The organism is Dactylosporangium sp. NBC_01737 (assembly GCF_035963215.1).
Taxonomy (GTDB): Bacteria; Actinomycetota; Actinomycetes; order Mycobacteriales; family Micromonosporaceae; genus Dactylosporangium.
On the sequence record NZ_CP109153.1, the window covers coordinates 10,992,074 to 11,018,560 of the forward strand.

Genomic DNA, 26,487 nt, shown 5'->3' on the forward strand with positions numbered 1-26,487 from the left:
CAGGTACACATCGGGGAGCTGCGTTGTCGAAGCCGAAGGCGTTGGTGGTGATGAACCCGGAGTCGTTCCGGGCCCACTTCGACGACGCGAGAACCGCCCGCCTCGCCGGGCTCGCCGACCTCGGCGACCCGGTGTGCCTGCACGAGATCGACTCGCCGAGGTCCCGCCGGCGGCTCCAGGACGTCGACGTGCTGCTGACGTCGTGGGGCGCCCCGGCGCTCACCGCCGAGCGGCTGCGGGACGCGCCGGCGCTGCGGGCGGTCTTCCACGGCGCGGGCAGCGTCCGGCCGCTCGTCACCGGCGAGGTGTGGCGGCGCGGCATCCGGATGACCAGCGCCGCGGACGCCAACGCGATCCCCGTGGCGGAGTACACCCTCGCGGCGATCATCTTCGCCGGCAAGAAGGCGCCGTTCATCGCCGCCGACCCCGAGGCGGCCTACCGCGGCTGGAGCAACCTGTCCGGCTACGGCAACCTGTCCAACTACCGGCGCACCGTCGGCGTCGTCGGGTTCTCCCGGACCGGGCGGCGGGTCGTCGGCCTGCTCGACCGGCTCGACTCCACGGTGTGCCTGGTGGCCGACCCGCACGCCGACGCCGCCGAGGTCGCCGCCGCCGGCGGTGTCCTGGTCGACCTGCCCGAGCTCCTCGCGCGCAGCGAGACCCTGACCCTGCACGCGCCGGCACTGCCCAGCACCCACCACATGATCGGCGCCGCCGAGCTCGCGCTGCTGCCGGACCACGCGACGGTCATCAACACCGCGCGGGGCAGCCTCATCGACTCCGGCGCACTCGCCGCCGAGTGCCGCTCGGGCCGGCTCTTCGCGATCCTCGACGTCACCGAGCCCGAGCCGCTCCCCCGCGACGACCCGCTCCGCTCTGCACCGAACGTCATGATCACCCCGCACCTCGCCGGCTCGCTCGGCACGGAGATCCTCCGGCTGACCGACCACGCCCTCGACGAGCTCGCCCGCTGGATCACCGGCGAGCCGCTCCGCGCCGAGATCACCCCCCAGGCGTTCGCCCTCAACGCCTGACCCACACCCCCAACAAACACCCCTGAAGGAGACCGCAATGCACCGCACCCGGCTCGTCATGGCCGCCGCGCTCGCATTCGCACTGACGCTCACCGGCTGCAGCTCCGGCGACGACCCCGGCACCAGCGGCGGCAAGACCGTGCTGACCGTGTCGCTCTGGAACTACGCCGCCACCCCGGAGTTCAAGGCCCTCATCGAAGGCTTCGAAGCCACCCACCCGGACATCGACGTGCAGCCGGTCGACATCCTCGCCGACGACTACGCCAAGAAGGTCACCACCATGCTGGCCGGCGGCGACACCACCGACGTCATCACCATGAAGAACGTCACCGACTACGCCCGCTACGGCACCCGCGGCCAGCTCGCCCCGCTCACCGACGAGGTGAACAAGCTCGACAAGAACGCCTACCTGGGCCTCGACCCGTTCAACCTGGACGGCAAGTACTTCGCGCTGCCCTATCGGTCGGACTTCTGGGTCCTCTACTACAACAAGAAGCTGGTGAAGGACGCCGACCTGAGCAACCTCACCTGGCAGGACTACGCACAGCTTGCGAAGGCGTCCACCACCGGCAGCGGCACCGACAAGGTCTACGGCACCTACCAGCACGTGTGGCGCTCGGTCGTGCAGGCGATCGCGGCCGCGCAGACCGGCGGCAACCTCCTCGGCGGCGACTACGCGTTCATGAACGCCCAGTACACGATGGCCCTCGACCTGGAGAAGGCCGGCGCGACCCTGCCGTGGGGCACCGCCTCGACGCAGAAGGTCTCCTACAACACGATGTTCTCCACCGGCAAGGCCGCCATGCTGCCGATGGGCACCTGGTACGCCGCCGCCCTGCTGCAGGCCAAGGCCGACGGCAAGACCAACGTCGACTGGGGCATCGCGCCGCTGCCGCAGGTCACCAAGGACGGCAAGGTGACCACCTTCGGCTCGCCGACGGCCTTTGCCGTCAACAAGAAGGCCAAGCACGCCGACGCGGCGAAGCAGTTCGTGCTGTGGGCGTCCGGCGAGCAGGGCGCGACCACGATCGCGAAGATCGGCGTCACCCCCGCCTACCACAGCACCGCGATCACCGACGCGTACTTCGCGGTCGCCGGCATGCCGAACGACACCCTGGCGAAGAAGACCTTCCAGCCCGACAAGGTCGTCCTGGAGATGCCGGTCAGCGAGAAGTCCTCCGACATCGACACCATCCTCACCGAGGAGCACCAGCTGATCATGACCGGCAGCAAGACGGTGACCGCCGGCATCGCCGAGATGGGCAAGCGGGTCAAGTCCGAGGTCGGCTGAGCATGGCGACGCAGGCCCTTTCCCGGCGCCGCAGGCGGACCCTGGTCGGCTGGGCGTTCATCCTGCCCAACTTCCTGGGGTTCGCCACGCTGACCCTGGTCCCGGTCGTCATCGCGCTGGCGCTGTCGTTCATGAAGTGGGACTCCTACTCCGACCCGGAATGGGTCGGGCTGGCGAACTTCCGCCGCATGGTCGGCAGCGACACGTTCTGGACCGCACTGACGAACACGACGTACTACGCGGCCGGCCACATCCCGCTCACCCTGCTCGCGTCACTGGGGTTCGCGGTCCTGCTCAACCGGAAGCTGCGCGGGGTGCGGTTCTTCCGCACCGCGCTCTTCTTCCCGTACATCACGTCGCTGGTCGCCGTGGCGGTCGTCTGGAACATGCTGTTCAGCCCCGAGTTCGGGCCGGTGAACCAGCTGCTGCGGGCGGTCGGGGTCGACAGCCCGCCCGGCTGGACGACATCCACCACCTGGGCAATGCCCGCGGTGATCCTGACCAGCGTGTGGCGGGACATGGGCTACTACATGATCATCTACCTGGCCGGCTTGCAGGGTATCCCGGCGTACCTGTACGAGGCGGCCGAGATGGACGGCGCCGGCCCGTGGCAGCGCTTCCGCCACATCACGGTGCCGGCGCTACGCCCGACCACGTTCTTCGTGGTCATCATGCTCACCATCTCCAGCTTCAAGGTCTTCGACCTGGTGCAGATCATGACCGAGGGCGGCCCCGGCCGCTCCACCCTCGTGCTGTCGCAGGTCATCTTCCGCGAGGGAATCACCGAGGGCAGGTTCGGCTACTCCTCGGCGATCGCGATGGTGCTGTTCGTCGTCGTGCTGGTCGTCACCGTCGTGCAGTTCCGGTTCCAGCGAAGGAGCGAACGATGAGCCTCACGCTGCCGGCGCCGGTGCGGTCGCCGCGGCTGTCCGCTCCCCCGCCCGCCCGGGGGCGCCGGGGCGGGCCGCTGCGGCGCGTCGCGCTGTACACGCTGCTGGTCGGGCTGGGCGCCGCCGTGCTGATCCCGTTCCTGTGGATGCTCGTGTCGTCGCTGAAGCGGGACAACGAGGTGTTCACCGTCCCCATCCAGTGGATCCCCGAGGAGTTCCAGTGGGGCAACTACAGCCGCATCTGGCAGGAGATCCCACTCGGCACCTACCTGAGCAACTCGCTGATCCTCGCGGTCAGCATCACCTTGCTGCAGGTGCTGACCGGCAGCTTCGCCGCCTACGGCTTCGCCAAGGTGCGCTTCCCCGGCCGGGACGCACTGTTCCTGGCCTACGTCGCCACCATCGCGGTGCCGTGGCAGGCATACATGGTGCCGCAGTACATCCTCATGGAGAAGGCGGGACTGGTGAACACCCGCACCTCGCTGATCCTGCTGCAGGCGTTCGGGGCGTTCGGCGTCTTCCTGATGCGCCAGTTCTACCTGAGCATCCCCGACGAGCTGATCGAGGCGGCACGGATCGACGGGCTCAACGAGTTCGGCATCTGGGCCAGGATCGCGCTACCGCTGTCCAAACCGGCCCTGGCGAGCCTCGCCCTGCTCACGTTCGTCAACACCTGGAACGACTACATGGGTCCGTTCATCTACCTGACCAGCAACGAGCTGTGGACCGTGCAGATCGGCCTGCGCTCCTTCGTCGGGGTCTACGACTCGGAGTACGCCATGATCATGACGGGATCCGTCATCTCCGTGCTGCCCATCCTCGCCGTGTTCCTGCTCGGCCAGCGGTACTTCGTGCAAGGCGTCGCCACCACCGGGATGAAGTGATGCTCACCCGGCTGACCGCACCCGCGGACACCTGGGAGCTGATCTGGACGTGGGTCGGCCGGGTCCTGGTGGTGAACCTGGGCCTGGCCGTCACCAACCTGCCGCTGCTGCTCGCACTGTCCATCGTGGACCGCCCGTGGCGCTACCCGCTCTTCTTCGGCGTCCTGTGCCTCGGGCTCGGCCCGTCCGTCGCCGCCGCGTTCGCCCACCTGCACGGCGACTCGTTCGTCCGGGCGTACCGGCGGCACTTCGGCCGGGCGGCGCTGCGCTGGTCGGTCGTCGTCGGCGGGGTCGGCGTCGTGGCCGTGGACGTCGTCGCGCTGCACGACGCCGACCCGGGCGCGCTGCTCGTGCCGATGCTGGTCGTCCTGGCCGTGCTGCTGCTCGCCGCCGGCACCCTGTGGCTGGCGATGCTGCCGCTGGAGCACGGCGGCGGCGTCCGCGAGGCGCTGTGGACCGCCCTGCGCCGGTGGCCGCTCAGCCTGCTCAGCCTGACCGTCCTCGTCGCCGCCGCGGCCGCGGTCAACCAGGCACCCGTGCTCGGCCTGGCAACGGTGCCCGGCTGCGCGCTGTTCGTCGTCTGGCACAACAGCCGGGCCGCCGTCACGGCCTGACCCCTGAGCTTTGGAGGAACCCATGAACCGTAAGCTCGCGGCACTCATTGCCACCTTCGCGGTGCTCCTCGGGGTGCTTGCCGCCCCGATGCCCGCGTCCGCCGCGACCGCCCTCATCTACGCGACGTTCAAGGGCGACGCGGTCGCCGACGAGGAGCTGTGGATCTACCAGTCCACCAACGGCGGCACCAGCTACAGCGTCCTGGCCGACACCAACTTCCGCGGTCCGAGCGGCGTGCTGCGCGACCCGGGCATCCTGAAGTACAACGGCCGCTACTACATCGCCTACACCGTGCAGTCGTGGACGACCAACTCGACCTACTTCAACATCGCCAGCAGCACCAACCTGACGAGCTGGACGAACGTCGCCAGCGTCAACTCCGGCATCGCCAACACGAAGTTCACCTGGGCACCCGAGTTCTTCGTCGACGGCAGCACCGTGAAGATCATCGCCAGTGTCGCGGCCACCACCTGTTCGGCGTGTTTCCGCCCGTACGTGTACACCGCGCAGAACACCGCGCTGACCTCCTGGAGCGGGCCGGCGCAGATGTGGGGCCTCGGCACGAACCACATCGACACGTTCGTCGTGAAGTCGGGCAGCACCTGGCACGCGTTCACGAAGAACGAGACGACGAAGTACATCGAACACTGGACCACCACGGCGAACCTCACCGAGGGCTGGGTCAACCGGGGCACCCTGTGGAGCTCCGGCTACGAGGGCCCGTCGCTGGTCCGGCTCGACAACGGCAGCTGGCGCATCTACGTCGACAAGTACACCAACGGCGGGCTGTGGACGGCGACGAGCTCCGACCTGAACACCTGGACCGGCCTGAGCGCCGTCGGCTGCTCCGGCTGCCGCCACGGCACGGCGATCCCCAGGTGACCGCGGACCGGCCGGCCGCCGGCCGGCAGTGGACCCGTCGCGTGGCGGCGTAAGGGTTCACCGGGGCCTGGCCATGCCGTCGTGTGGCGCGGCGGCACGGCCACGGCCGGGTCGCCACCAGCACCGCCGCGCGCGCCGGGCACCCGGAACGGCGGCGCGCGGCGGTGCCCGGCACCGCACCGACGCCCGCCCGGTCAGCTCACCAGCGGCACGTCCGCGGGCACCGCGACAGCACCGTCAGACCACCGGCAGCCCCGCCACACGCGCCGCCGCGGCATCGTCAGACCACCAGCGGCATCACTGCGGGCACCGCGACGGCACCGTCAGACCACCGGCAGCACCGCCACACGCGCCGCGCGGCATCGTCAGGTCACCAGCAGCACCGCTGCGAGCGCCGCGGCTGCGGAGAATGCGGCAGCGGTCCAGCGCCACCACCGGCGGCCGGCGGTCAGGGGCAGGTCGCGCCAGTGCGGCGCGGCGAGGCAGAGCGCCGCGGCGGTCGCGGCCACGCCGAGCGCCCAGACGGCGCCGGGGACCGCGAGCCAGTCGCCGGCCCGGTAGGCGAGCAGCAGCATCACCACCGACCACAGCGCCGAGGACGCCAGCCGGACCCGGTCCGTGCGGCCACGGGCGGCCAGCCACACCGTCGTGAACAGCCCGGCCGCGCCCAGGAGGCTCAGCCCCACCGCCAGCAGCACCGCCACGGCCGGCGCGGCGGCGCCGACGGACCGGCCGGGGTGACGCCCAGCAGCCGCCGGCCGATGGCGTCGACGTCGCGGTCCGTGTTGCCCAGCACCACGACACCGCGGCCGGTGGCCCGGTCCACGGCCAGGTAGGAGCGGAACCCACCCGTGCCCCCGTTGTGCCAGGTGAGCGTGGCGTTGTCGAAGCGGGTCGTGAACCAGCCGTAGCCGACCCGCTCCGTGCCGCCCGCGTCGAAGCGCGGCTCCAGCGCGTCCAGGCCCGGCGCCGTGCCTGCGTGCACGGCGCTCACCAGGCGGGCCAGGTCGGCGGCGGTGGACCACATGCCGATGCCGGCGGGCATCCAGCCCGCGCCCCGCCACGGCGAGACCCGGCGGCCGGCCGCGGTCGACCCGGTGGCGTGGCCCGCCGGCAGCGCGCCGCCGTCGGGGCTGACCGAGGTGGCCGCCATCCCGACCGGGTCGAGCAGCCGGCGGTGCAGCAGCTCCTGATAGGGGACGCCGGCCCGCTCCGCCAGGGCCTGACCGAGCACGGCGGCGCCGAAGTTCGAGTAGTGCACGGTGCCACGGCCACCGCCGGGTCGTTGCGTGGCGGCCGTGCGCAGCAACCAGTCGCGGTCCTGCCCGGTGTACGGGTCGGCGCCACGCAGCGTGGCGAAGTACAGCCGCAGCGCCTGACCGGCCGACACGACCGGGACGCTGCGCAGCCCCGAACGGTGGCTGGCCAGCTCCGCGACCGTGACGTCGCCGGACGGCCCGCCGATCGACGGCACCAGCGTCCGCAGCGGCGTGTCCGGCGCGACGGCGAGATCGGCCAGGAGCATGCCGGTGAACGCCTTGCCGATCGAGCCGATCTCGAACGGGGTGTCCGCGGTCACCGGGCGGCCGTCCCCGCGGTCGCCGACGCCGGCGGTCCGCACCCCGCCGGGACCGACGAGCGCGACGGCCAGGCCGCGGTAGCCGTCGGCGTCCCCGGCGGCCGACCGCAGCGCGGCGGCGAGTGCAGCATCCCCGGTGACGGGGCCGGCCAGGCGTGGTGGTCCCGGTGCGGTCAGGAGTGCCGCGACCCCGGCGAGCAGGACGATCACGGCGGTCACGACGATGCGGTTGCGCATGGTGGGACTCCTTCCGGACTCAGCGGCGGGCGGCCGCCAGGATCACCAGGAGCGGCACGACCCGCTCCGGGGGCACGCCGTACTGCCCGCGGGCGCCCGTGCGCAGCCAGCCGGCGGCGGTCAGCTGGCGCAGGTGGTGGTAGAGCTGGCCGCTGGTGCCGAGCCCCTCGACGCCGGCGAGGTCGTTGGCCGCGTGCCGGCCGCCGAGGATCTCCCGCAGCAGCCGCAGGCGCATGGGGTGGGCGAGCGCGGCGAGGGTCGCACCGAGGTCCGACCAGTCCTCGTCGAGCAGCCGCTCGACCGGCGTGCCGAGCTGCCACTCGTAGTGCTCGGCGGTCGGCAGGTCGACGGTGCCGGTGAAGAGCACCGCGCCGGGGCTCGGCGCCAGCTCCCGCAGCCGCTCCAGCGCCCAGAACACCGACGCCGGCCCGGCCGCCGACCGCTCCGGCGCCGCCTCCGCGAACACCCGGGCCTCCAGGGCCGCCAGCCGCTCCTCGACACTCGCCATGACTACGATAGTACGTAATTACGTATCAGCGTTCAACCGGTGATCCTTTTCTGCCCGAACGGGCCGATGTGGCGCCGGGTGGCCGGCCGTAGCGTGGCGTGCCATGACCGTGGATGTCGTACGTCCCCCGCGCCCGGCTCAGGTGACCGTGGCGTTCTGGCTGCAGCTCGCCGCAGTCGCGCTGCTGGTGGCGATCCTCGGCGTGGCCGTCGCGCACGCCGTGTATTACGACGGGGAGATCTCACGGGTTGCCGCGCTGGTGGGCGGCGTTGACCCCGGCGAGGTGCGGGACGAGCGCGCGAGCAACATCATGGCGACGCTGTTCATCGGCGTGCCGGCGCTGGTGCTGGCCGTCTGGTTCGGCGTGACCGCGCGGCCGGTGCTGCGCGGCAGCAACCTCGCGCGGATCTTCGTCTTCGTCGCCGGGGGCGGGCAGCTGCTGCTGGCCACCGGGCAGACCTGCGGCGGGTTCCTGCTGGCGCCACTGGCGTTCAGCGCGATGGACGCCGGCGCCGACGACGTCATGGATGACGGCGTGTCGTGGGAGAACTCGGAGTTCACCGACACCCTGTACTCCAGCACCGAGGTCTTCTCCGGGGTCCTCTTCCTCGGCGCGCTGCTGGTCGCGGTCCTCGTGCTGGCCATCACGGTGGCGGTCGTGCTGCTGCTGGCGCTGCCGCCCGCGCACCACTACTTCACCCCGAGGGCCCCGAAGCCCCCGGCGGTCTGGCCGCCGCACCCCGCCCTCGGGCCCATGCCCTACTACATCTGCCCGGACCCGTCGGCCCACCTCCCGGCCGCGCCACCGGCCACCGTCACCGCCGGACCGCCGGCCGCGGCACAGCCGGCCGCACCGGCGCAGGCACCGGACCAGCCGCAGGAGTGACCCCCGCGGCGGCGTCGTGGGCCTGCCGGGCGGCGAGCAGCCTCGGAAGGTGCTCGCCGCTCCAGGCCCGCACCGCCGCGATCAGGGTCAGCAGGCTGCGGCCCAGCTCCGTCAGCTCGTACTCGACGCGCGGCGGATGCTCCGGGTACACCGTGCGCACCACCAGGCCGTCGCGCTCCATCGCGCGCAGCGTCTCGGTCAGCACCTTCGGCGTGACGGCGCGCAGCGGCACCCGCAGCTCGGTGAACCTCCGCGGGCCGTCCTGCAGGCACAGCACGACCATCGCCGTCCACTTGTCGCCGATCTGGAACGGCAGGGCGCCCGACGGGCACACCGGGTCGAACATCTCCGGGTCGAGGTCCATCCCAGTACCCTTGCAGTAACCGGCACCGCAGTGGTTACCGTCCCCCCAGTCAGTGCGGCGACGGGCGGAGGAGCGGGATCATGGGCGGCATCGTCATCTTCGGGGCGGGCGGCAGGGCCGGGCGGGCGGTCACGGCCGAGGCGCTGCACCGCGGGCATCAGGTCACCGCCGTCGTGCGGGATCCGGCGCGGCACGCCGGTCTCGCCGGCGACGGGATCCGCGTCGTGCAGGGCGACGTCAGGGACCCCGCCGCGACGTCGACGATCCCGCACGGCCACAAGGCCGTGGTCAGCGCGGTCACCCCGTTCTCCGGTCCGGAGGCATTGGCCCGGTCGAGGCCGGACGAGCGGTTCTTCGTCGACGGGGTCGAGGCGCTCCTCGACGGCCTGCCGAAGGCCGGGGTGCGCCGGCTGGTGCTCATCGGGCTGTTCGCGAACCTGCTCGGCGCCGACGGCCGCCCGGTGCTGGACGACCCGGCGGCGTTCCCGGCCCAGCTGCGGCCCTTCGCGCTGTCGCACACCGCCGGCCTGGACCGGCTCAGGGCGGCCGGTGAGACCGAGGTCGACTGGCTCATGCTCACCCCACCGGCGGGGCTCGACCCGGACGGTCCGCGGCTCGGGCGGTACCGGACCGGAGGCGACGCCGCCCCGGCGACCGGACTGTCCTACGCGGACCTCGCGGTCGCCGCGCTCGACGAGATCGAGACCCCAGGGCACCACCGCACCCGGATCTCAGTCTTTCAGTGAGAGCACGGCCAGGTCCCGCTCGGCGTACAGGCGGTGCTCCCATTCCTCGTTGAGCACGACCGACACGCACTCGCGCACGGGGAAGCTGCGCGGCGGTGGCCATCCCGGCCCCTCGACCGGCACGGTGCGCACGTCCAGCGACGCGTCGGTGAGGCCGTCGACGACGGTGCGCACCGTCGCCCACCGGTCCCGCCGCAGCTCGAGCACCTCGTCCAGCGACGGCCGGACCGTGCGGTCGCGGGGCACGCCCGGGGTGTCCGGCATCCCGTCCCACGGCAGCGACAGCGGATGCCACGGCGCCGGGTCGCCGAGCACCGCGCGGAGCACCCACGCCTCGGTGGCGAACACCAGGTGCCGCAGCGTCTCCACGAACGACCACTCGCCGTCGACGGACTCGTGCAGCAGCGCGGGATCCAGCCGGCGGGCCCGCTGGACGGTGCCGTCCCAGAGTCCTTCCAGGATGTCCCACGCCTCGCGGAAGCCGGCCGCGTCCGCCGGTCGCATCCTGGCCCGCTGCGGGTGCCGCCGGTCGAGTTCGGCCTCGATCAGCGGCCCCACCTCGACGCCGTTGATCGTCAGGTTGCCGATCTCGCCGTGGATGTCGGCGTCGACCAGCTCGACGCCGCGCATCACCACGCCGGTGAGGTCCACGTCCTGGAACCGGGCGCGGGCCAGGCGGACCACCCGGAACTGCGCCTCCGACAGGTCCTTGTCCTCGAAGCGTTCGGCCATGCCGCGACGATATCGCCGGATCGCCGGCGCGTCTCGACAGGCCGCCCGCCGGAATAGATACTGCACTGGCAGTGCATAATCATGCCCGCCTATTCCAAGGGGACACTCAGCATGATTCGCCGAACTCTCGGGCTCCTGCTCGTCGCCGCGCTGCTGGCGACGCCGGACCCCGCCGCCGCACACCCCGCCCAGCAGCAGCACCGCCCGATCGTCTTCGTGCACGGCTCGGCCGGCTCCGCCCAGCAGTACCAGACGCAGGCCAAACGCTTCGCGAGCAACGGCTACCCGGCCGCGCTGGTGGAGGCGCACGAGTACGACTCCACCTTCACGCTCAACACCCTCGACCAGGTCTGGGCCGGCCTCGACGCCCGCATCGACCGGCTGCTGCGCGAGGCCGGCACCGGACAGGTCGACCTGGTCGCGCACTCGCTGGGCACGTTCGTCGTGCAGGGATACCTCAACAGCAGCCCGGCTCGCGCCGCCCGCGTCGCGCACTACGTCAACCTCGACGGGCGCACCGCCACCGCCCAGCCCGGCGGCGTGCCCACCCTCGCGATCTGGGGCGAGGGTGACCCGGCCCGTACCATCGCCGGCGCCACCAACGTGTCCCTGCCCGACCAGTCCCACACCCAGACGGTCACGTCCGTGGAGAGCTTCGTCCACGTGCACCGGTTCCTCACCGGCAAGGACCCCAGGACCACCCGGGTCGCACCGCAGCGGCGGATCGCGCTGTCCGGACGGGCCGTGCTGTTCCCCGTCAACGCCGGTGTACCGGCGGGCACGCTGCAGGTGTACGCGCTCAACGGTCTCGGCACCCGCACGCGGCTCGCCGCGACCGCTCCCCTGTCCGGCGACGGCGCCTTCGGCCCGATCCAGGCCGACGGCGGCACCCGGTACGAGTTCGCGGTGGTGCGCGCGGGCGCGGCGACCCACCACTTCTACTTCACGCCGTTCCAGCGCACCGACCGGCTGATCCGCCTGCTCACCAGCACCCCCGGCGAGGGCCTCGGCGCCCTGGTCGAGGTCGGTGACCGGCACGCCGCGATCGTGGTCAACCGCAACAAGGAGTGGTGGGCCGGCAGCGACCGCCTGCGCATCAACGGCCAGGACGTCCTCAACGAGGCGAACAGCCCCCGGGTCAAGCGGGTCATCGGCATCTTCGCGTTCGACAAGCACAGCGACGGCGTGACCGACCTGTCGGCGCCGCTGCCGGAGTTCTACGCGCAGACCTTCATCACCGGCATGGACGTCTACATCCCGGCCCGCGGCCGCACCGTGGTCACCGCCGTCGAACGCGGCACCGGCACGCTCACCGTCCTGCCGATCCCCGCATGGCCGTCGACCGGCCACCGCAGCACCGTCAACCTCTGATCGACCCGCCCGCCCCGACAGGGCAGAATCGGGTTCGATGAGCCCGGTGGTGTACGAACAGGCCCGGCTGGACCTGTGCTACGACAGCTTGCACGGCCTGTCGGTCGGCGACGCGCTCGGCGCCCAGTTCTTCATGGTCGGCCGGTCCGTCGCCGACCTCGCCGCGGGCCGGCCACCGGCGGGGCCGTGGAGTGGACCGACGACACCGAGATGGCCTGCTCCGTGGTGGCGCACCTGCGCGACCATGGGCAGGTCGACACCGCCGCCCTCGCCGGCGACTTCGCGCGGCGCTGCACGCCGCACCGGGGCTACGGCGTCGGCGCGGCGAGCATCCTGTCCGAGATCCGCGAAGGCCGGCCGTGGCAGGAGGCCGCCGCGGCCGCGTTCGGCGGCGGGGCTCCTGCGGCAACGGCGCCGCGATGCGGGTCGCTCCCCTGGGCGCCTACCACGTCGGCGCCGCACGGCGGGCGGCCGAGCAGGCGACCCGGTCCGCCGCCACGATCCACGCGCACCCCGATGGCGTCGCGGGTGTGCGGTGGCCGTCGCCGTCGCCGCCTGCCGGGCCGCCGACGGCAGGCTCGCCGGCCTGCGCCCGCCGCCGCGGCAGTTCCTCGACGCGGTCGTCCCGCACCTGCCCGACGGCCAGGTCCGGCGCGGCGTCACGCGGGCCGGCCGGCTGATCGGCCGCACCGTCACCGAGGCCGCCCACGACCTGGGCAACGGCTCGCGCGTCACGGCCCAGGACACGGTGCCGTTCGCGCTGTGGGCCGCCGCGACGTTCCTCGACGACTATCCCGCCGCGGTCGGGGCGTGCGTGGAGGCCGGCGGCGACATCGACACGACTGCCGCGATCGTGGGTGGCGTGGTCGCTGCGTACACCGGCATCGGCGACCGGCCGGGCAGTCGCGGCGTGCCGGCCGGGTGGATCGCCCGCCGGGAACCCCTCCCGCCCTGGTCCGAGCGCGCGCAGCAATGACGGGCGGTCCCGGCATGCCGACCGGCGCGCTGACGACCCGGCTGGTGGCCGCGGCGCGCCGCCTTCAGTGAGGTGCGGGAGCTGCACCCGGGCGAGTCGTTCTACTGCTACGCGCTGTACACCGACGCGTGCGCCACCTACATCCTGCCGACCTGCTGCTCGGAAGAAGGGCTGCGGAGGACGGCGGGCGCCGCGCCGGCTGCCGAGGTGCGCTGGAGCCCGCCGGACTGGCCGTGCCATCTGCTCGGCGAGGAGCATTTCCACGACGTTCTCGAACTGCTCGACAGCCGAGGCGACCCGTGGCAACGCGATGAGGATGCATTCGACGCCGAGGTCGGCGCCCGGTTCGAGGCGTGCTTCCGCGCGCTCGCCGTGCTGGACGCCGAGGGGGTCTTCGGCCGGGGCGCCGCCCGCGAGCAGGTGATCGTCACCGTGCTGCAAGGCGACCAGAGCAACCGGAGCCGGCTGGACAACGCCCGGCGGCTCAACCCACCGCCGGCGTTCGCGCGTCTGGAGCGCGACCTGCGACCACGAACGTGAGCTGCGGGCACGAACTCCGAACGGTGGTGTGTTGAACTCGCCCAGATCGCGGGATGCGTCGGCGCGGGCCCGGACCTCTTCGAGCGCTGGGAGGTCCCGGTGGGCCATACAATCGGTCCGTAATGTGGCGAAGAATCGGTTTTGATGGGAATGTCGGGGCGGCCCGTGCCGCGGCTGCCCTGTTCCTGCTCGCCGGGGTCCTCGCCGTGCTGGGGATGGCCCAGCCGCACAGCCGGCCGCGGGACCTGCTGGTGGTCGCGGTCGCCGACTTCGGCATCGCGGCGGCCGCCTGGTGGGTGCCGTGGCAGGGGCTGCACCCGCGGGCCACCGTGGCGCTGGCGGTCGCCGGACTGGCGGTGCTGGCGTTCTCGACGTGGGCGTTCGGCGGGACCGCCTCCGGGACCGGGCCGTTCTTCGTGCTGCTGTTCGCCTGGGTGGGGCTGCACCATCCGCCGTGGATCGCGTACGCGCTGACGCCGCTGACCGCCACCGCGTACGTCGCGCCGCTGGTCGCCACCCATCAGGCGCCAGAGGTCGTCGGCAGCGCGGTCGTCTTCGTGCCGGTGGTGACCGCCGTCGCGGTCCTGATCGCCGGGCGGGTGCGGCAGTGGCGGGAGGCGCGGGCCGAGGTCGCCGCGGCCGAGCGGTGGCGGGCGTCGCTGATGCTGACCCTCGCCCACGACGTACGCTCGCCGCTGACCGCCGTGCAGGGCGCCCTGGAGCTGCTCGACGAGGACGCCGGCCTGCCGCCGGAGCGCCGGGCCCGGCTGACCGCCGCCGCGCTGCGGCAGGTGGCCCGGATCGCGCGCCTGGCCAGCGGGCTGCTCGACGTCGGCAGGGTCGAGGACGGCGTGCTCCGGCTGGACCTGCGGCCGGTGCCGGTGCGGGCGGCGGCCCAGGACGCCGTCAGCCTCACCCCGCAGGCCGACGCCGTCATCGACGTCGATCCTGACCTGACCGTGACCGCGGACCCGGACCGTCTGGAGCAGATGCTGGTCAACCTCATCGGCAACGCCGTGCGGCACGGTGCGGCCCCGATCTGCGTGAGCTCCGCCGCGACGGACGGCTCGACGCTGTCGATCACGGTCCGCGACCACGGCCGTGGTGTGCCGGAGGCCTCGGTCGGCGGGCTGTTCTCGCGGTACGGCGGCAACGGCACCGCCAATTCCGTGGGCCTCGGGCTGTGGATCGTGCGGGAACTGGCCCGCGCGCACGGCGGAGACCTCACCTACGAACCGGCCGACCCCGGCGCCTGCTTCGTCATCACGCTGCCCCGGCAGGCCACGGCTCAGCCGAAGGGCTGATCCGACGACATGCGTGAGCGGGCGTGGAACCTTGTGGACTGCGCCGTCGGCAGGGTGAAGGACAGCCTGGCACCGCCGCCGGGGTTGTCGTTGGCGGCGATCGTGCCGCCGTGCCGCTCCACGACCCGCTGGCAGATGGCCAGGCCCAGGCCGGTGCCGGCGTAGTCGGCGGTGCGGTGCGCCCGGTGGAAGCCGGTGAAGATCGCGTCGTGCTCGCCCTCGGGGATGCCGATGCCGCGGTCGGCGACGTCGACGCGGACCCAGCCGGCGCCGTGCGGGGTCGCGCACACGTCGACGCGGGCCGGCTGCCCCGGCGGGGTGTACTTCAACGCGTTGCCGATCAGGTTGTCCAGCAGCTGTCGCAGCAGCGCCGGGTCGGCGTGGACCGACGGCATCGCGCCGACGAAGATCTGCGCGGGCGGGCTGGTCGGGTCGACGGCCTGCGCGGCGAGCCGCTCGGTGACCACGTCGTCGACGACGGCGCGCAGGTCGAGGTCGCGGGCGTCCAGCACGGCGTCGCGGGCCGCGGCGTAGCCGAGCAGGTCGTCGATGAGTCGCCGCATCCGTGCCGTCGTGGCCAGCGTGCGGTCCAGCACGGCACGCTCCTCGCGGTGCTCGTGGCCGGGACCGCCGTCGGCGAGCGAGTCGCGGACGAACTCGGTGAACCCGCCGATCGCCGTCAGCGGGCTGCGCAGGTCGTGGGCGACGATGCCGGCGAACGCGGTCAGCTCGGCCTCCCGCTGCCGCAGCGCGGTGATGGTGTACGACGATGCGACGGCGCCCATGATCCGGCCGTCCCGGCCACGCAACGGCCGGGCGTGCATCATCACCACCTGGTGGTGCCCGTCGGCGTTGGTCACGTGCGCCTCGACGCCGTCGACCCGCTGGCCGCGCAGCGCCACCAGCAGCGGCAGGTCGTGCTCGGCGAACGGCGTGCCGTCGGGCTGGGTCATCCGCAGCCGGCGGCCGCTCTCGACCACCGGCAGCGGCACGCCGGCGTCGGCGTCAGCGCCCGGACTCACGCCCGGGATCGCGGCCCGCGCCGCGCGGTTGGTGTGCACCAGCATGCCGTCGGCGTCGCAGGTGATGACGGAGACGTCGAGCGCGTCCAGGACCTGCCGCAGGTACGCCCGCTCCGCGGCGAGGTCGTCCCGCGCGGCCCGCAGCTCCGCCTCGGCCGCCTCCCGCAGCCGCAGCTCGTCGTCCGCAGCGCGGTGTTGGCCTCGGCGATCGCCCGGTCCGCGGCGGCGCGCGCCGTGATGTCGTGGAACACCGCCACCGCGCCCGGCCGCCCGGCGCTGCCGTGCAGCGGCCGCGCCGACACGGTGATGACGATCCCGTCCGGGTTGCCGGCGTTGCGGATCACCATCGGTACCTGGTCGCTGGCCTCACCGCCCAGCGCCCGGGCCAGCGGCAGCTCGCCGGTGGGGAACGGGGTGGTGCCGTCGGGGTGGAAGATGCCGTAGTGCTCCTGCCAGGAGGCTGCGCCGTCCTGGCTGTCCTCCACTCCCAGCAGGGCCTTGGCCGCCGGGTTGTGCAGCAGGAACCGGCCCTGCTCGTCGACGACCCCGACCCCGTCGCTGACGCTGTTCACCACGGCGGAGAGCAGGTCGGCGTGCTCGCGCGCCTCGGCCTCCGTGCGCCGCAGCCGCGCGGTCGCGGCCGCGACCCGGACGTCGGCCCTGGCCCGCCCGGTGCCCAGCACGAACGTCAGCGCGGCCAGCAGCCCGCCGAGGCCGAACCCCGCGGTCGTCATCGCCGCCGGGAACGGCCCGGCGCCGGGCAGGTCCGCGGCGACGACGCTGATCCGCAGCCGCCACTGCGCCTGCGCCACGTGGACGTCGACGGCGACGTCGTCCGTGCGGTGCCGGTCGGAGTCCGCGCGCACCGACGCGACGGTGCCGAGCGTGCCGTCGGCGTCGCGGGCCGTCAGCGTCACGTCCGCGGTGTTCTGGGTGCTGCGCCGCACGGCGGCGGCCATGAAGTCCTGTCCCCGCAGCCCCATCAGCACCCAGCCGAGAAACGGCCGCGCCCCGTCCGGGTCGGATGCGCGCGGTGTACCGGGCGTGCCGTACACCGGGGCGGTCAGCACGAACGACTTCTGCCGCTTGCTCTCGGGCAGGTTCTGGTCGCGGATGAGCAGGTAGGTGTCGGACCCGGCGGTCGTGCCGTCGAACGGCTCGCTGAACACCGAGAAGATGTGGGCGGGTCCGGGGCCTTTCGGCTTGAACGTCAGGTCCGGCGCGCCCCGCTGCCGCCACAGCTCCTGCACCCGGTCGATCTCGCCGTCCTGGGCGGGGACCATGAACGCGATCGACGTCGCGCCCGCGAGCCCCATGTGCCGCAGCGGGTCGATCGCCTGGGCGAACTTCGCGGCGGTCAGCGGCTCGAAGGCGCCGACGGACGCCGCGATGGTGCGCAGGGTGTCGACGTACCGGCCCGTCTCGTTGGTGACGACCGCGGCGACCGCGCCGACCTTGCGGTCCCGGGCCTGCGTCATCTCCCGCTGCTGGGCGCGGTCCAGCACCACCCCGGCCCCGGCGGACACCGCCGCGGCGAGGACCGCGACGAGTGTGGCGAGGACCCCGGCGCGTGACACGACGCGCCCGACCCGCCGCACGACGGACCACATACCGGGTTATCGGTCTGCGGCCGCCGTTCCTTCGGACTTTGCTGTTTCCAGCTCCCCCGGCTGACGCCCCCCATGCGACGCTCCGCACCGCGCTCAAGCCGAACGAATCTGCGGCAGGACCTTCGCGCCGAACGCGTCGATGAACTCGTCCTGGTGCTGCCCGACGTGATGCAGGTAGATCTGGTCGAAGCCGAGCTCCGTGTACTGGTGCAGGATCTCCGCGTGCCGGCCGAGGTCGGCGCTCACGTGCACGGTCTTGGCGACCTGCTCGGGTGTGACGTCGGCGGACACCACGTCGAAGTGCTCGGCCATCTCAAGATCCCAGCACACCGGCGGCGCGAAGATGTTGCTGCGCCACTGCTCGTGCGCGACGGCCAGGGCCTCCTCCTGCGTCGGTGCCCAGCTGACGTGCACCTGCAGGCACAGGTCGCCGCGGCCGCCGGCTTCCCGGTATGCGTCGATCATCCGGCGGAGGTGCTCGACCGGCTGGTTCACGGTGATCAGCCCGTCGGCCCACTGCCCGACCCAGCCGGCGGTCTGCACGCTGACGGCGGCGCCGATCAGCTTCACCGGCTCCTCCGGCCGGGTCCACAGCCGGGCCCGGTCGACGGTGACCAGGCCGTCGTGGCTGACCTCCTCACCCGCGAGGAGCGCCCGGATGACGTCGACGCACTCGCGGAGCCGGGCGTTGCGGACGTCCTTGCGGGGCCAGCCGCCGCCGGTGATGTGCTCGTTGCTGGCCTCGCCGGTGCCGAGCGCCGCCCAGAACCGCCCCGGGTACATGGCGGCCAAGGTCCCGATCGCCTGCGCGATGATCGCCGGGTGGTAGCGCTGCCCGGGCGCGTTCACGATCCCGAACGGCAGCTGCGTGGCCTGCAGCGCCGCGCCGAGCCACGACCACGCGAACGCCGACTGCCCCTGCCGCTCGCTCCACGGCGAGAAGTGATCGGAGCACATGGCGGCGGTGAACCCGGCCGCCTCGGCCCGCCGCACCGCCGCCAGCAGCGCGGACGGATGGATCTGCTCGTGGGAGTTGTGGAACCCGAAGACCGTCATGCGCAGCCTGTTACCCATCCGCCCCGCCTTGCCATGCACGCGCCGTCAGACGGGCGCCGGGTTGAGCCGTGCGAAGCCCTCCTGGCGCTGGTACGGGAAGTGCGGGTACGGCGCGGTCCTGGCGCTGGCCGCGTCGAGGCGGGCGACCTGCTCGGGCGTCAGCGACCAGCCGACGGCGCCGAGGTTCTGGCGCAGCTGGGTCTCGTCGCGGGCGCCGATGACGACGGTGGCCACGGTCGGGCGGTGCAGCAGCCAGTTGATGGCGATCTGCGGCACTGCCCGGCCGGTCTCGGCGGCGACCTCGTCGAGGGCGTCGACGACGGTGTAGAGGTGCTCGTCGTCCACCGGCGGGCCGAACGCGGCGGTCTCGTGCAGGCGGCTGCCGGCCGGCGGCGGGGTACCGCGACGGATCCGGCCGGTGAGCCGGCCCCAGCCGAGCGGGCTCCACACGACGGCGCCGAGGCCCTGGTCCAGGGCGAGCGGCAGCAGGTCCCACTCGTAGTCGCGCCCGACGAGGGAGTAGTACACCTGGTGGGCGACGTAGCGCGGGTGGCCGTGCCGGTCGGCGGCGGCCAGGGACTTCATGATCTGCCAGCCGGCGAAGTTGGACACGCCGAGGTAGCGGACCTTGCCCGCGCTGACGAGACCGTCCAGCGTCGACAGGACCTCCTCGACGGGCGTGCCGGCGTCGAACGCGTGCAGCTGGAACAGGTCGATGTGATCGGTGCCGAGCCGGCGCAGCGCGGCGTCGCAGGCGCGGATCAGCCGGGACCGGGACGAGCCGGCGTCCTCTGGGCCGTCGCCGGTCGGCAGGCTGGTCTTCGTGGACAGCAGGACCCGGTCGCGGCGGCCCTTGACCGCCTGCCCGAGGACCTCCTCGGAGGCGCCGCCGGAGTACACGTCGGCGGTGTCGAACATCGTCACCCCGGCGTCGAGGCAGATGTCGACGAGCCGGCGTGCCTCGCGGGCGTCGGTGGTGCCCCAGGCGCCGAACAGCGGCCCGCTGCCGCCGAACGTCCCGGCGCCGAAGCTCAGCGCCGGCACCTTGAGCCCGGACGCGCCCAGTCTCCTGTACTCCATGACCGTCCCCTTAATGGTGCTGTGGTTCCGTTAGTGCTTCCGCTACGCTAGCACCGGCGGCATGCAAACGGAACTGGAGCACCGTTATGACGGGGAACGCGCGGCCCGGGGGGCGCACCGCGCGGGTGCGGGGCGCGGTGCTGCGGGCGGCCGGCGACGCGCTCGCCGAGCACGGCCTGGCCAACCTGGACCTCGCCGACGTGGCGCGGCGGGCGGTGGTGGGCAAGACGACCGTGTACCGGCGCTGGGGCACCGTCACCGGGCTGGTCGCGGACCTGCTGCTGGACATGGCGGAGCAGTCGCTGCCGCGCGCCGACACCGGCTCGCTCGCCGGGGACCTGCGCGCGAACGCCCGTCTGGTCCAGCGGACGCTGACCGACCCGCGGCAGGGCCCGCTGTTCAAGGCGGTCATCGCCGCGGCCACCTCGGACCCGCGGACCGCCGAGGCGCTGCACGGCTTCTACCGCACGCGGATCCGGGAGTGGGCGCCGTGCGTGGACCTCGCCGTGCGGCGCGGCGAGGTCCCGGCGGGCACCGACCCGGACGAGGTGATCCTCGCCGTGTCGGCGCCGCTGTACTACCGACTCCTCGCCAGCGGCGACCCGCTCGACGAGTCCGCCGCCGACACGGCCGCGGCGGCGGCCACCGCGGCCGCCCGGGCCGGCGCCTTCGTCCGCAGCCCCGGCTGAGACGCACCGCCCCGGCTGAGACGCGGCGGCCCGGCTGAGACGCGGCGGCCCGGCCGGAATGCGGCGTTGCTGAAGTGCGGCCCGGCCCGGCCGGTGGTTACGCCGCGGTCGACGCCGAGGCGGACAGGCGCTGCCCGATCCGCGGCGCGAACAGCGCCGACGGCGGGTCGACCAGCGCGGTGACCCGGATGAACGCCTCCGCCAGTTCGGCGTCGTGCACCGCGGCCAGCTGCAGCAGCCGCATCGGCTCCGACGGGCCCTCCACGTCGGCGCGGACCGCGAGGGTCCACGGCGCGTCCAGCACCGCTGCCTGCGCGGCGAAGAACGCGGCCGGCTCGACCGACGCGCGCAGGGTCTCGGCGCACATCGCGGCGACCGACATGCCCTGGCCGTACACCGGGTTGAACGCGCAGGCGGCGTCGCCCAGGACCAGCAGACCGTCCGGGACCGTCTCCAGCTGCTCGTAGCGGCGCCGGACATACGTCGGGTAGCGGAACGCGACGGCGTCTGCGGCGGGAGTCGCTGCCCGTACCACATCCGCCGTGGCTGACACGGGCAACGACTCGGCATAGGCGGTGAACCCCGCGAGGTCGGCCGGTGCCCGCTCGCCGTGCACGCCGGCGAGCGTGACGAGGGCGCGGCCACCTTCCAGGCGCTGCATCACCGAACTGCGGTGCTGACCCGGGAAGCGGGCCGTGACCACCACGACGTCGCCGTCGAACAGCTCGTCGGGCACGTCGAAAACCCGGGAGGTGTACGCGAGGTCGATGCGCACCGACTCCTCCGGCGGGACGGGCAGGCCCAGGTCGGCGAGCCAGTGCGGGGCGCGGGACCCCCGGCCGGTGGCGTCGACGACGAGGTCCGCGGGCATGACCCGGGAGCCGCCGCCGTGCAGGCTGGTGACCCGCGCGCCGGTGATCCGGCCTTCCTTCGTGCACACGCCGACGACGTCGTGGCCGTCCAGCAGCGTCACGTTGGGCAGGGCCAGGGTGAGGTCGCGGATGGACCCCTCCAGGAGCGGCCGGCTCGCCGACAGCGCGGCCAGCCCGGTGTGCGCCTGCCGCAGCGGCAGGCCGTTGAGATACCAGCGGCAGTTGCCGAGGATGTCGCCCTGGTGGCCGCCGGCGGTGAGGACCCGCTCGGTGAACCCGGGCAGCAGCTCCTCCACGATCTGCCGCCCCCGGGGCAGCAGCCCGTGCACGTGCCGGCCCTGCGGCACGCCGCGGCGGTGCTCACGGTCGCCGCCCTGCGGCAGGATGTCGCGCTCGACGACGGTGACGCTGGTGAAGCGCTGTGCGAGTGCGGCGGCCGCCATCATCCCGGCGACGCTGCCGCCGAGGACCACCGCGCGGTCCGAATGGTGATTCGACATGTGGTGTGTACCTCCTTGACCGCAGACGATCCGCCGGTCACGGGGCGGCGTCTGTGTCGAAGGGCGCACCTGGAAGGACGGTAAACCGACGTATCAGTTGCTCAACTGTTCGGCGTAACGTCCGATATGACGAGTATGCCGGACCAGCTCTACCTGCTCGGCAACATCGTCATCATGGCTGCCTACGCGGCGATCATGGTGGCGATCGTCGTGCCGGTGACGCGGGCCGGTCAGCTGCGCACGAACAAGCTCGCCGTGGCCACCGCGCTGATCTTCTTCAGCTGCGCCGTCGGGCACGGGATCCACGCGCTGCTGTCCTACCGCAGCATCCTGCATGCCGGACACGGCTCGGCGGCGGGCTGGTCGTGGTCGGCGGCACTGTGGGACGCATTCACCGCCGTCGTCGGCGTCTACTACTGGACGCTGCGCCGCGGGTACGGCGTCCTGCTCGACAAGGGTGCCATGTACGTCGATCCGTGGCGCCAGCACCGCCTGGAGGTCGCCGGCGAGCGGGAACGGGCCGCCCGTGCCGCCGCGGAGAACCACCGGGCCACCCTCGCCGCGGTCGTCGAACACACCGCCGACGCCATCATCGGCTCGACCCCGGACGGCGTCATCACCGCCTGGAACGCCGGCGCCGAGCGGCTGTTCGGCTGGACCGCCGACGAGGCGATCGGCCGGCACGCGTTCATCGTGACCGAAGGCAACGGCACCGACGAGCAGGCCCGGCTCCTCTCCCGGATCCGCGCCGGTGAGCGGGGTCTTTCCTACGAGGCGCAACGGGTCCACAAGGACGGCTCGCCCCTGGAGGTCGCGTTCACCGTCGCCCCGATCGAGGACAGCGCCGGCACCGTCATCGGCATCTCCGTCGTCGCCCGCGACATCGCCGCGGCCAAGGAGGCCGCGGAGCGGCAGCGGGCCATGCAGGAACGCACCCACCAGGCGCAGCGGATGGAGAGCCTCGGCAAGCTCGCCGGCGGCGTCGCGCACGACTTCAACAACCTCCTCGCGATCATCGTCAACTACACCGACTTCGCCGTCGACCAGAGCGAGGGCGACGCCGCCGTGCGGGCCGACCTCGCCCACGTCCGCACCGCCGCCGACCGCGCGATCAACCTGACCCGGCAGCTGCTCACGTTCACCCGCGGCGACGCCATCCAGCTCCAGGACGTCGACCTCAACGCCGCCGTCGCCGAGGTCCAGACCATGCTGGAGCGCACCATCGGCGAGCACATCACGCTCATCACCGTGCCGTCGGCCCAGCCGCTGACGGTCCGCGCCGACCCCGGCCAGGTCCAGCAGGTGCTGCTGAACCTGGCGCTCAACGCGCGCGACGCCATGCCCGACGGCGGCACCCTGGTCATCGAGGCAAACACCACCGACCTGACCGGCAGCGAGCTGGACCTGCAACCCCAGCCGGCCGCCGGCCGCTACGCCCGCCTGCTCGTCAGCGACACCGGCGAGGGCATGCCTCCGGACGTCGCCGCGCACGTCTTCGAGCCCTTCTACACGACCAAACCGCGCGGCCAGGGCACCGGCCTGGGCCTGTCGACGGTCTACGGCATCCTCGCCGAGGCGGGCGGCAGCATCACCCTGTACACCGAGGCGGGCGTCGGCACCACGTTCCGGGTCTACCTCCCGCTCGTCACCCCGACCGGCACCACACCCAGCGCGGCCCCGCGCCACGACAAGCCGCCCCGCGGCGACGGCCGCACCGTCCTGGTCGTCGAGGACGAGCCGGCCCTGGCCCGGGTCATCACGCGCATCCTCGGCAACGCCGGCTACCACGTCGTGACGGCCGCGAACGGCGACGAGGCCCTGACCGCCGACCAGCAGCGCCCCTGCGACGTCCTGCTCACCGACGTCATCATGCCCGGCATGTCCGGTCGCCGGCTCGCCGAGTGCCTGCACGACCGCCGCCCCGGCCTGCCGGTGCTCTACATGTCGGGGTACAGCAACGGTCTGCTGGGCACGACCCACATCCTGGACGAGGACATCGCCTTCCTGGAGAAGCCGTTCACCGCCGACCAGCTGCTGTGCAAACTCCACGACGTGCTGGCCGCCAGCACCGACCTCGACGGCGCGCCGGTCGCCGGTTGACCAAGTGGAGCTTCGACGTCATGGACTTCGTCGACGACGTCAGGACACGGAGCAAGGTCACCACCGCGTGGTACCTGACCAGCATCCAGGCCGGCTTTCGAGCCCTGGGTCGGCGCACCGGCCTGGCGGTCACGACGTTCAGCGCCGCGGTGCGGTCACGACGTTCAGCGCCGCGGTCACTGCGGGCGTGCGGACACCGTACGGCTCCTCCCGCACCGTCGCGTTCGCACGCACCGTCGCGCTCCGCGGTGCCCGCACCCACCAGCGCCGCACCGTCCGTAAGCCCGAGTTCCGCCGGACCGGCACGGTTGTCGTGGTGCTGCTCCTGGCCGGCGGCTGGCTGTGGACCCGACGGCGACGCGGTCCCCAGCCCCGCTGACGCGCCTGCCGCAACCGAGATGGTCCACAATGGACAGTTACTGCCGATCCATGTGCAAAGCGTCACGTGTCGCAAAGCGTCAGGTTGGGTAGGACTTGGAGCGATTGCGACTGCGTAGCCGGCGAAACCCTGGGGTATCTGTATGCGTTTGCGTGGCCATAGTGCGCTGTCCGCCGTTTCGTCCCTGCTGCTGTGTGGACTGCTCGCCGGCGTGGTGGTGGCCGCTGCGACGTTCCCGGCGCTGGCCGTGTCGGGCCTGGCCGCCAAGACCGGCGCCGACCACTTCGAGAGTCTGCCGACCACGTTCGACGTGCTGCCGGCGCCGCAGATCTCGTACGTCTACGCCAGCGACGGCAGGACACTGCTGGCGATGATGTACGACGAGAACCGGCGGGACGTGCCGATCACCGACGTCGCGCCGGTCATGACACAGGCGATCGTGGCCGCCGAGGACACCCGGTTCTACCAGCACCACGGCGTGGACCTGAAGGGTGCGGCCCGCGCGTTCGTGAACAACCAGAACGGCGGCGATCAGCAGGGCGCCTCGACGCTGACGATGCAGTACGTGCGGCAGGTCTCCGCCTACACCGCGCGGGTGCCGCAGGAGGTCGTGGAGGCCACCGACAAGACGCCGGCCCGCAAGGTGCGCGAGATGAAGCTCGCGGTCGCGCTGGAGAAGAAGCTCTCCAAGGAGCAGATCCTGGAGCGGTACCTGAACATCTCGTCCTACGGCCACGGCGCGTACGGCATCTTCGCCGCGTCGCACGTCTACTTCGACAAGGACCCGAAGGACCTCACGCTGCCGGAGGCCGCGCTGATCGCCGGTCTGGTGAAGGCCCCGACGACCAACGACCCGGCCACGGACGACGGTCTGCCACGCGCGCTGGACCGGCAGAAGTACGTGCTCGGCCAGATGGTGACGATGGGCTACATCACCAGGCAGCAGGCCGACGAGGCGGCGGCCACCGAGCTCACGATCGTCGGCAGGCGGGCTCCCGAGGGCTGCGAGGCCGTCCAGCGCCCCGACCTCGGCGCCGGCTTCATGTGCGACTACCTGCGCCGGTGGTGGCTCGAGCAGCCGGCGTTCGGCGCCGACGCGTACGAGCGGCAGAACAAGCTGCGCTCCGGCGGCTACACCATCGTCAGCTCGATGAGCGTGCAGGCCCAGGCTGCCGCGTTCCAGTACGCCCAGAACCAGCCGGGCGTCGGCGACTCCGTCAAGATCGGCGACTCCGACGCGGTCATGCTCGCCGCGATCGAACCGGGCACCGGGCGGGTGCAGGCCCTCGCGACGAACCGCAACTTCAGCAACGACCAGACCCACAACGGGCCCAGCACCAACCCAGCGAAGAAGGGACAGAAGGGCAACTATCCCAACACGACGGTCCCGCTCATCACCGGCAGCCCGCAGCTCCCCGGCTATCAGGCCGGATCGTCGTTCAAGATCTTCTCCGCGGTCGCCGCGCTGGAGGCAGGTCTGCCGCTGTCGCACACCGAAAACGTCCAGAAACAGTTCGTGTCCGACTATCCGGTCGGCCCCGGCAGCCCCACCGCCTGCAACGGGTCGCACTACTGCCCGAAGAACTCCGGTGACCAGGCCGGCGACTTCAACATGTGGCAGAGCTTCGGCATGTCACTGAACACGTACTTCGTGCCGCTGCAGCAGAAGGTCGGCGCCGAGAAGGTGGTCGACGTGGCGCAGCGGCTGGGCATCCAGTTCCGGTCCTCGAACGACGCCAAGCTGGCCGCTGACGCCCACCAGTGGGGCGCGTTCACGCTGGGCGTGTCGGACACGACCCCACTGGACCTCGCCAACGCCTACGCCACCCTGGCCGCAGACGGCAAATTCTGCGCCCCGACCCCGATCGTCGAGATCCGGGACCTCAACGGCAACAAGATCGACGCCGGGAGCCCGCAGTGCAAGCAGGTCGTCGACCCGGACGTGGCCCGCGCCGCCGTGGACATGGCCCGCTGCCCGGTCGGCGACCAGTCCGCGTTCAACGCCTGCCCCGACGGTGGTACGGCCGCCGGCGTCCACGGCCAGGTCGACCGGCCCGTCGCCGGCAAGACCGGCACCACCGACAGCGAGAAGAGCGCGACGTTCGTCGTGATGGCCAAACAGCTCGCGGTCGCCGGCATCGTCACCGACCCCGACAACCCGCAGACCAACAAGACGATGTCGCACCCGGTCATCAACAACGCGGTCGCATACACGCTCAAGGGCGCCCTCGCCGGCGTGCCCGCGGTGAACTTCACCGCGCCGAGCCACGCCAAGGCGTTCGGCGGCTAACCATCCGTGCAGCTCAGGAAGCGAGGTCAGATCTGCGGAATGGCCAGCCA

The 26,487-nt window shown here is 72.6% G+C and carries 25 protein-coding genes and 1 pseudogene; 16 read left to right on the forward strand and 10 right to left on the reverse strand.

Features of this window, described 5'->3' with window-relative positions; genetic code table 11:
• Nucleotides 1-23: 23 nt before the first annotated feature.
• Genes OHA72_RS50555 through OHA72_RS50580 form a run of 6 tightly spaced genes read left to right on the forward strand, consistent with a single transcriptional unit; the run spans nt 24 to nt 5,596 of the window.
• Nucleotides 24-1,034: a hydroxyacid dehydrogenase gene (locus tag OHA72_RS50555; protein WP_327003245.1), complete on the forward strand. Its 1,011-nt coding sequence runs from the start codon at nt 24-26 to the stop codon at nt 1,032-1,034.
• Between the two features lie 37 nt (nt 1,035-1,071).
• A complete protein-coding gene (locus tag OHA72_RS50560) occupies nt 1,072-2,325 on the forward strand; it encodes an ABC transporter substrate-binding protein (protein ID WP_327003246.1) in 1,254 nt (417 codons plus the stop codon).
• Nucleotides 2,326-2,327: 2 nt separating this feature from the next.
• Nucleotides 2,328-3,215, forward strand: coding sequence for a carbohydrate ABC transporter permease (locus OHA72_RS50565; protein WP_327003247.1), 888 nt, complete (start codon nt 2,328-2,330; stop codon nt 3,213-3,215).
• Complete coding sequence (locus OHA72_RS50570) at nt 3,212-4,099, forward strand: carbohydrate ABC transporter permease (protein ID WP_327003248.1); 888 nt, start codon at nt 3,212-3,214, stop codon at nt 4,097-4,099. Before OHA72_RS50565 ends, OHA72_RS50570 begins: the two co-directional genes overlap by 4 nt.
• Nucleotides 4,099-4,713 carry a hypothetical protein gene (locus OHA72_RS50575; RefSeq protein WP_327003249.1) on the forward strand — a complete coding sequence of 205 codons (615 nt, stop codon included), beginning with the start codon at nt 4,099-4,101 and terminating at the stop codon, nt 4,711-4,713. Before OHA72_RS50570 ends, OHA72_RS50575 begins: the two co-directional genes overlap by 1 nt.
• A 22-nt stretch (nt 4,714-4,735) precedes the next feature.
• Complete coding sequence (locus tag OHA72_RS50580; RefSeq protein ID WP_327003250.1) at nt 4,736-5,596, forward strand: glycoside hydrolase family protein; 861 nt, start codon at nt 4,736-4,738, stop codon at nt 5,594-5,596.
• Between the two features lie 365 nt (nt 5,597-5,961).
• Here OHA72_RS50580 and OHA72_RS50585 read toward each other — a convergent pair whose 3' ends face one another.
• From OHA72_RS50585 to OHA72_RS50595, 3 genes are read right to left on the reverse strand one after another with little or no spacing between them, the layout of a single operon-like run.
• Complete coding sequence (locus tag OHA72_RS50585; protein ID WP_327003251.1) at nt 5,962-6,300, reverse strand: hypothetical protein; 339 nt, start codon at nt 6,298-6,300, stop codon at nt 5,962-5,964.
• On the reverse strand, nt 6,273-7,412 hold the full coding sequence (locus tag OHA72_RS50590; protein ID WP_327003252.1) for a serine hydrolase domain-containing protein: 1,140 nt from the start codon (nt 7,410-7,412) through the stop codon (nt 6,273-6,275). Before OHA72_RS50590 ends, OHA72_RS50585 begins: the two co-directional genes overlap by 28 nt.
• Before the next feature lie 19 nt (nt 7,413-7,431).
• Entirely contained in the window at nt 7,432-7,920 is a 489-nt protein-coding gene (locus OHA72_RS50595; protein ID WP_327003253.1) for an ArsR/SmtB family transcription factor, read from the reverse strand.
• Nucleotides 7,921-8,023: 103 nt separating this feature from the next.
• Here OHA72_RS50595 and OHA72_RS50600 point away from each other — a divergent pair, with 103 nt between their 5' ends.
• On the forward strand, nt 8,024-8,806 hold the full coding sequence (locus OHA72_RS50600; RefSeq protein ID WP_327003254.1) for a hypothetical protein: 783 nt from the start codon (nt 8,024-8,026) through the stop codon (nt 8,804-8,806).
• On the opposite strand, the gene OHA72_RS50605 is transcribed toward OHA72_RS50600, so the two are convergent.
• Nucleotides 8,736-9,170, reverse strand: coding sequence for a winged helix-turn-helix transcriptional regulator (locus OHA72_RS50605; protein ID WP_327003255.1), 435 nt, complete (start codon nt 9,168-9,170; stop codon nt 8,736-8,738). The genes OHA72_RS50600 and OHA72_RS50605 overlap by 71 nt on opposite strands.
• A gap of 80 nt (nt 9,171-9,250) precedes the next feature.
• On the opposite strand from OHA72_RS50605, the gene OHA72_RS50610 reads away from it, so the two are divergent.
• Nucleotides 9,251-9,916 carry an NAD(P)-dependent oxidoreductase gene (locus tag OHA72_RS50610; protein ID WP_327003256.1) on the forward strand — a complete coding sequence of 222 codons (666 nt, stop codon included), beginning with the start codon at nt 9,251-9,253 and terminating at the stop codon, nt 9,914-9,916.
• Here OHA72_RS50610 and OHA72_RS50615 read toward each other — a convergent pair.
• Entirely contained in the window at nt 9,902-10,648 is a 747-nt protein-coding gene (locus tag OHA72_RS50615; protein ID WP_327003257.1) for a DinB family protein, read from the reverse strand. The genes OHA72_RS50610 and OHA72_RS50615 overlap by 15 nt on opposite strands.
• A 111-nt stretch (nt 10,649-10,759) precedes the next feature.
• On the opposite strand from OHA72_RS50615, the gene OHA72_RS50620 reads away from it, so the two are divergent.
• The 4 genes and pseudogenes from OHA72_RS50620 (at nt 10,760) to OHA72_RS50635 (ending at nt 14,839) form a co-directional block, all read left to right on the forward strand.
• Complete coding sequence (locus tag OHA72_RS50620) at nt 10,760-12,019, forward strand: lipase/acyltransferase domain-containing protein (RefSeq protein ID WP_327003258.1); 1,260 nt, start codon at nt 10,760-10,762, stop codon at nt 12,017-12,019.
• Nucleotides 12,020-12,056: 37 nt separating this feature from the next.
• Nucleotides 12,057-12,995, forward strand: a pseudogene (locus tag OHA72_RS50625) (ADP-ribosylglycohydrolase family protein).
• A 72-nt stretch (nt 12,996-13,067) separates the two neighbouring features.
• Complete coding sequence (locus OHA72_RS50630) at nt 13,068-13,535, forward strand: DUF4303 domain-containing protein (protein ID WP_327003259.1); 468 nt, start codon at nt 13,068-13,070, stop codon at nt 13,533-13,535.
• A gap of 122 nt (nt 13,536-13,657) precedes the next feature.
• Nucleotides 13,658-14,839 (forward strand): sensor histidine kinase, encoded by a 1,182-nt coding sequence (locus OHA72_RS50635; protein ID WP_327003260.1) that lies wholly within the window; start codon nt 13,658-13,660, stop codon nt 14,837-14,839.
• Here the strand turns inward: OHA72_RS50635 and OHA72_RS50640 are convergent.
• The 4 genes from OHA72_RS50640 to OHA72_RS50655 all read right to left on the reverse strand — a co-directional run bounded on the left by OHA72_RS50640 (nt 14,824) and on the right by OHA72_RS50655 (nt 19,607).
• The gene (locus OHA72_RS50640; RefSeq protein WP_327003261.1) at nt 14,824-15,906 is read right to left on the reverse strand and encodes a sensor histidine kinase; all 1,083 of its coding nucleotides are present in this window, start codon (nt 15,904-15,906) and stop codon (nt 14,824-14,826) included. The genes OHA72_RS50635 and OHA72_RS50640 overlap by 16 nt on opposite strands.
• A complete protein-coding gene (locus OHA72_RS50645) occupies nt 15,858-17,459 on the reverse strand; it encodes a CHASE domain-containing protein (RefSeq protein ID WP_327003262.1) in 1,602 nt (533 codons plus the stop codon). Before OHA72_RS50645 ends, OHA72_RS50640 begins: the two co-directional genes overlap by 49 nt.
• A gap of 105 nt (nt 17,460-17,564) precedes the next feature.
• Nucleotides 17,565-18,527, reverse strand: coding sequence for a TIGR03885 family FMN-dependent LLM class oxidoreductase (locus OHA72_RS50650; protein ID WP_327011819.1), 963 nt, complete (start codon nt 18,525-18,527; stop codon nt 17,565-17,567).
• A gap of 45 nt (nt 18,528-18,572) precedes the next feature.
• The gene (locus OHA72_RS50655; RefSeq protein ID WP_327003263.1) at nt 18,573-19,607 is read right to left on the reverse strand and encodes an aldo/keto reductase; all 1,035 of its coding nucleotides are present in this window, start codon (nt 19,605-19,607) and stop codon (nt 18,573-18,575) included.
• A gap of 86 nt (nt 19,608-19,693) precedes the next feature.
• Here OHA72_RS50655 and OHA72_RS50660 point away from each other — a divergent pair, with 86 nt between their 5' ends.
• The gene (locus OHA72_RS50660) at nt 19,694-20,296 is read left to right on the forward strand and encodes a TetR/AcrR family transcriptional regulator (RefSeq protein WP_327003264.1); all 603 of its coding nucleotides are present in this window, start codon (nt 19,694-19,696) and stop codon (nt 20,294-20,296) included.
• Nucleotides 20,297-20,393: 97 nt separating this feature from the next.
• Here the strand turns inward: OHA72_RS50660 and OHA72_RS50665 are convergent, their stop codons facing one another.
• On the reverse strand, nt 20,394-21,668 hold the full coding sequence (locus OHA72_RS50665; protein WP_327003265.1) for an NAD(P)/FAD-dependent oxidoreductase: 1,275 nt from the start codon (nt 21,666-21,668) through the stop codon (nt 20,394-20,396).
• 126 nt (nt 21,669-21,794) lie between these two features.
• On the opposite strand from OHA72_RS50665, the gene OHA72_RS50670 reads away from it, so the two are divergent.
• The 3 genes from OHA72_RS50670 (at nt 21,795) to OHA72_RS50680 (ending at nt 26,437) form a co-directional block, all read left to right on the forward strand.
• Nucleotides 21,795-23,768, forward strand: coding sequence for an ATP-binding protein (locus tag OHA72_RS50670; RefSeq protein WP_327003266.1), 1,974 nt, complete (start codon nt 21,795-21,797; stop codon nt 23,766-23,768).
• 187 nt (nt 23,769-23,955) lie between these two features.
• Nucleotides 23,956-24,147, forward strand: a complete 192-nt coding sequence (locus OHA72_RS50675) for a hypothetical protein (protein ID WP_327003267.1) — start codon at nt 23,956-23,958, stop codon at nt 24,145-24,147.
• 142 nt (nt 24,148-24,289) lie between these two features.
• Nucleotides 24,290-26,437, forward strand: coding sequence for a transglycosylase domain-containing protein (locus OHA72_RS50680; RefSeq protein ID WP_327003268.1), 2,148 nt, complete (start codon nt 24,290-24,292; stop codon nt 26,435-26,437).
• Nucleotides 26,438-26,487 lie beyond the last annotated feature (50 nt).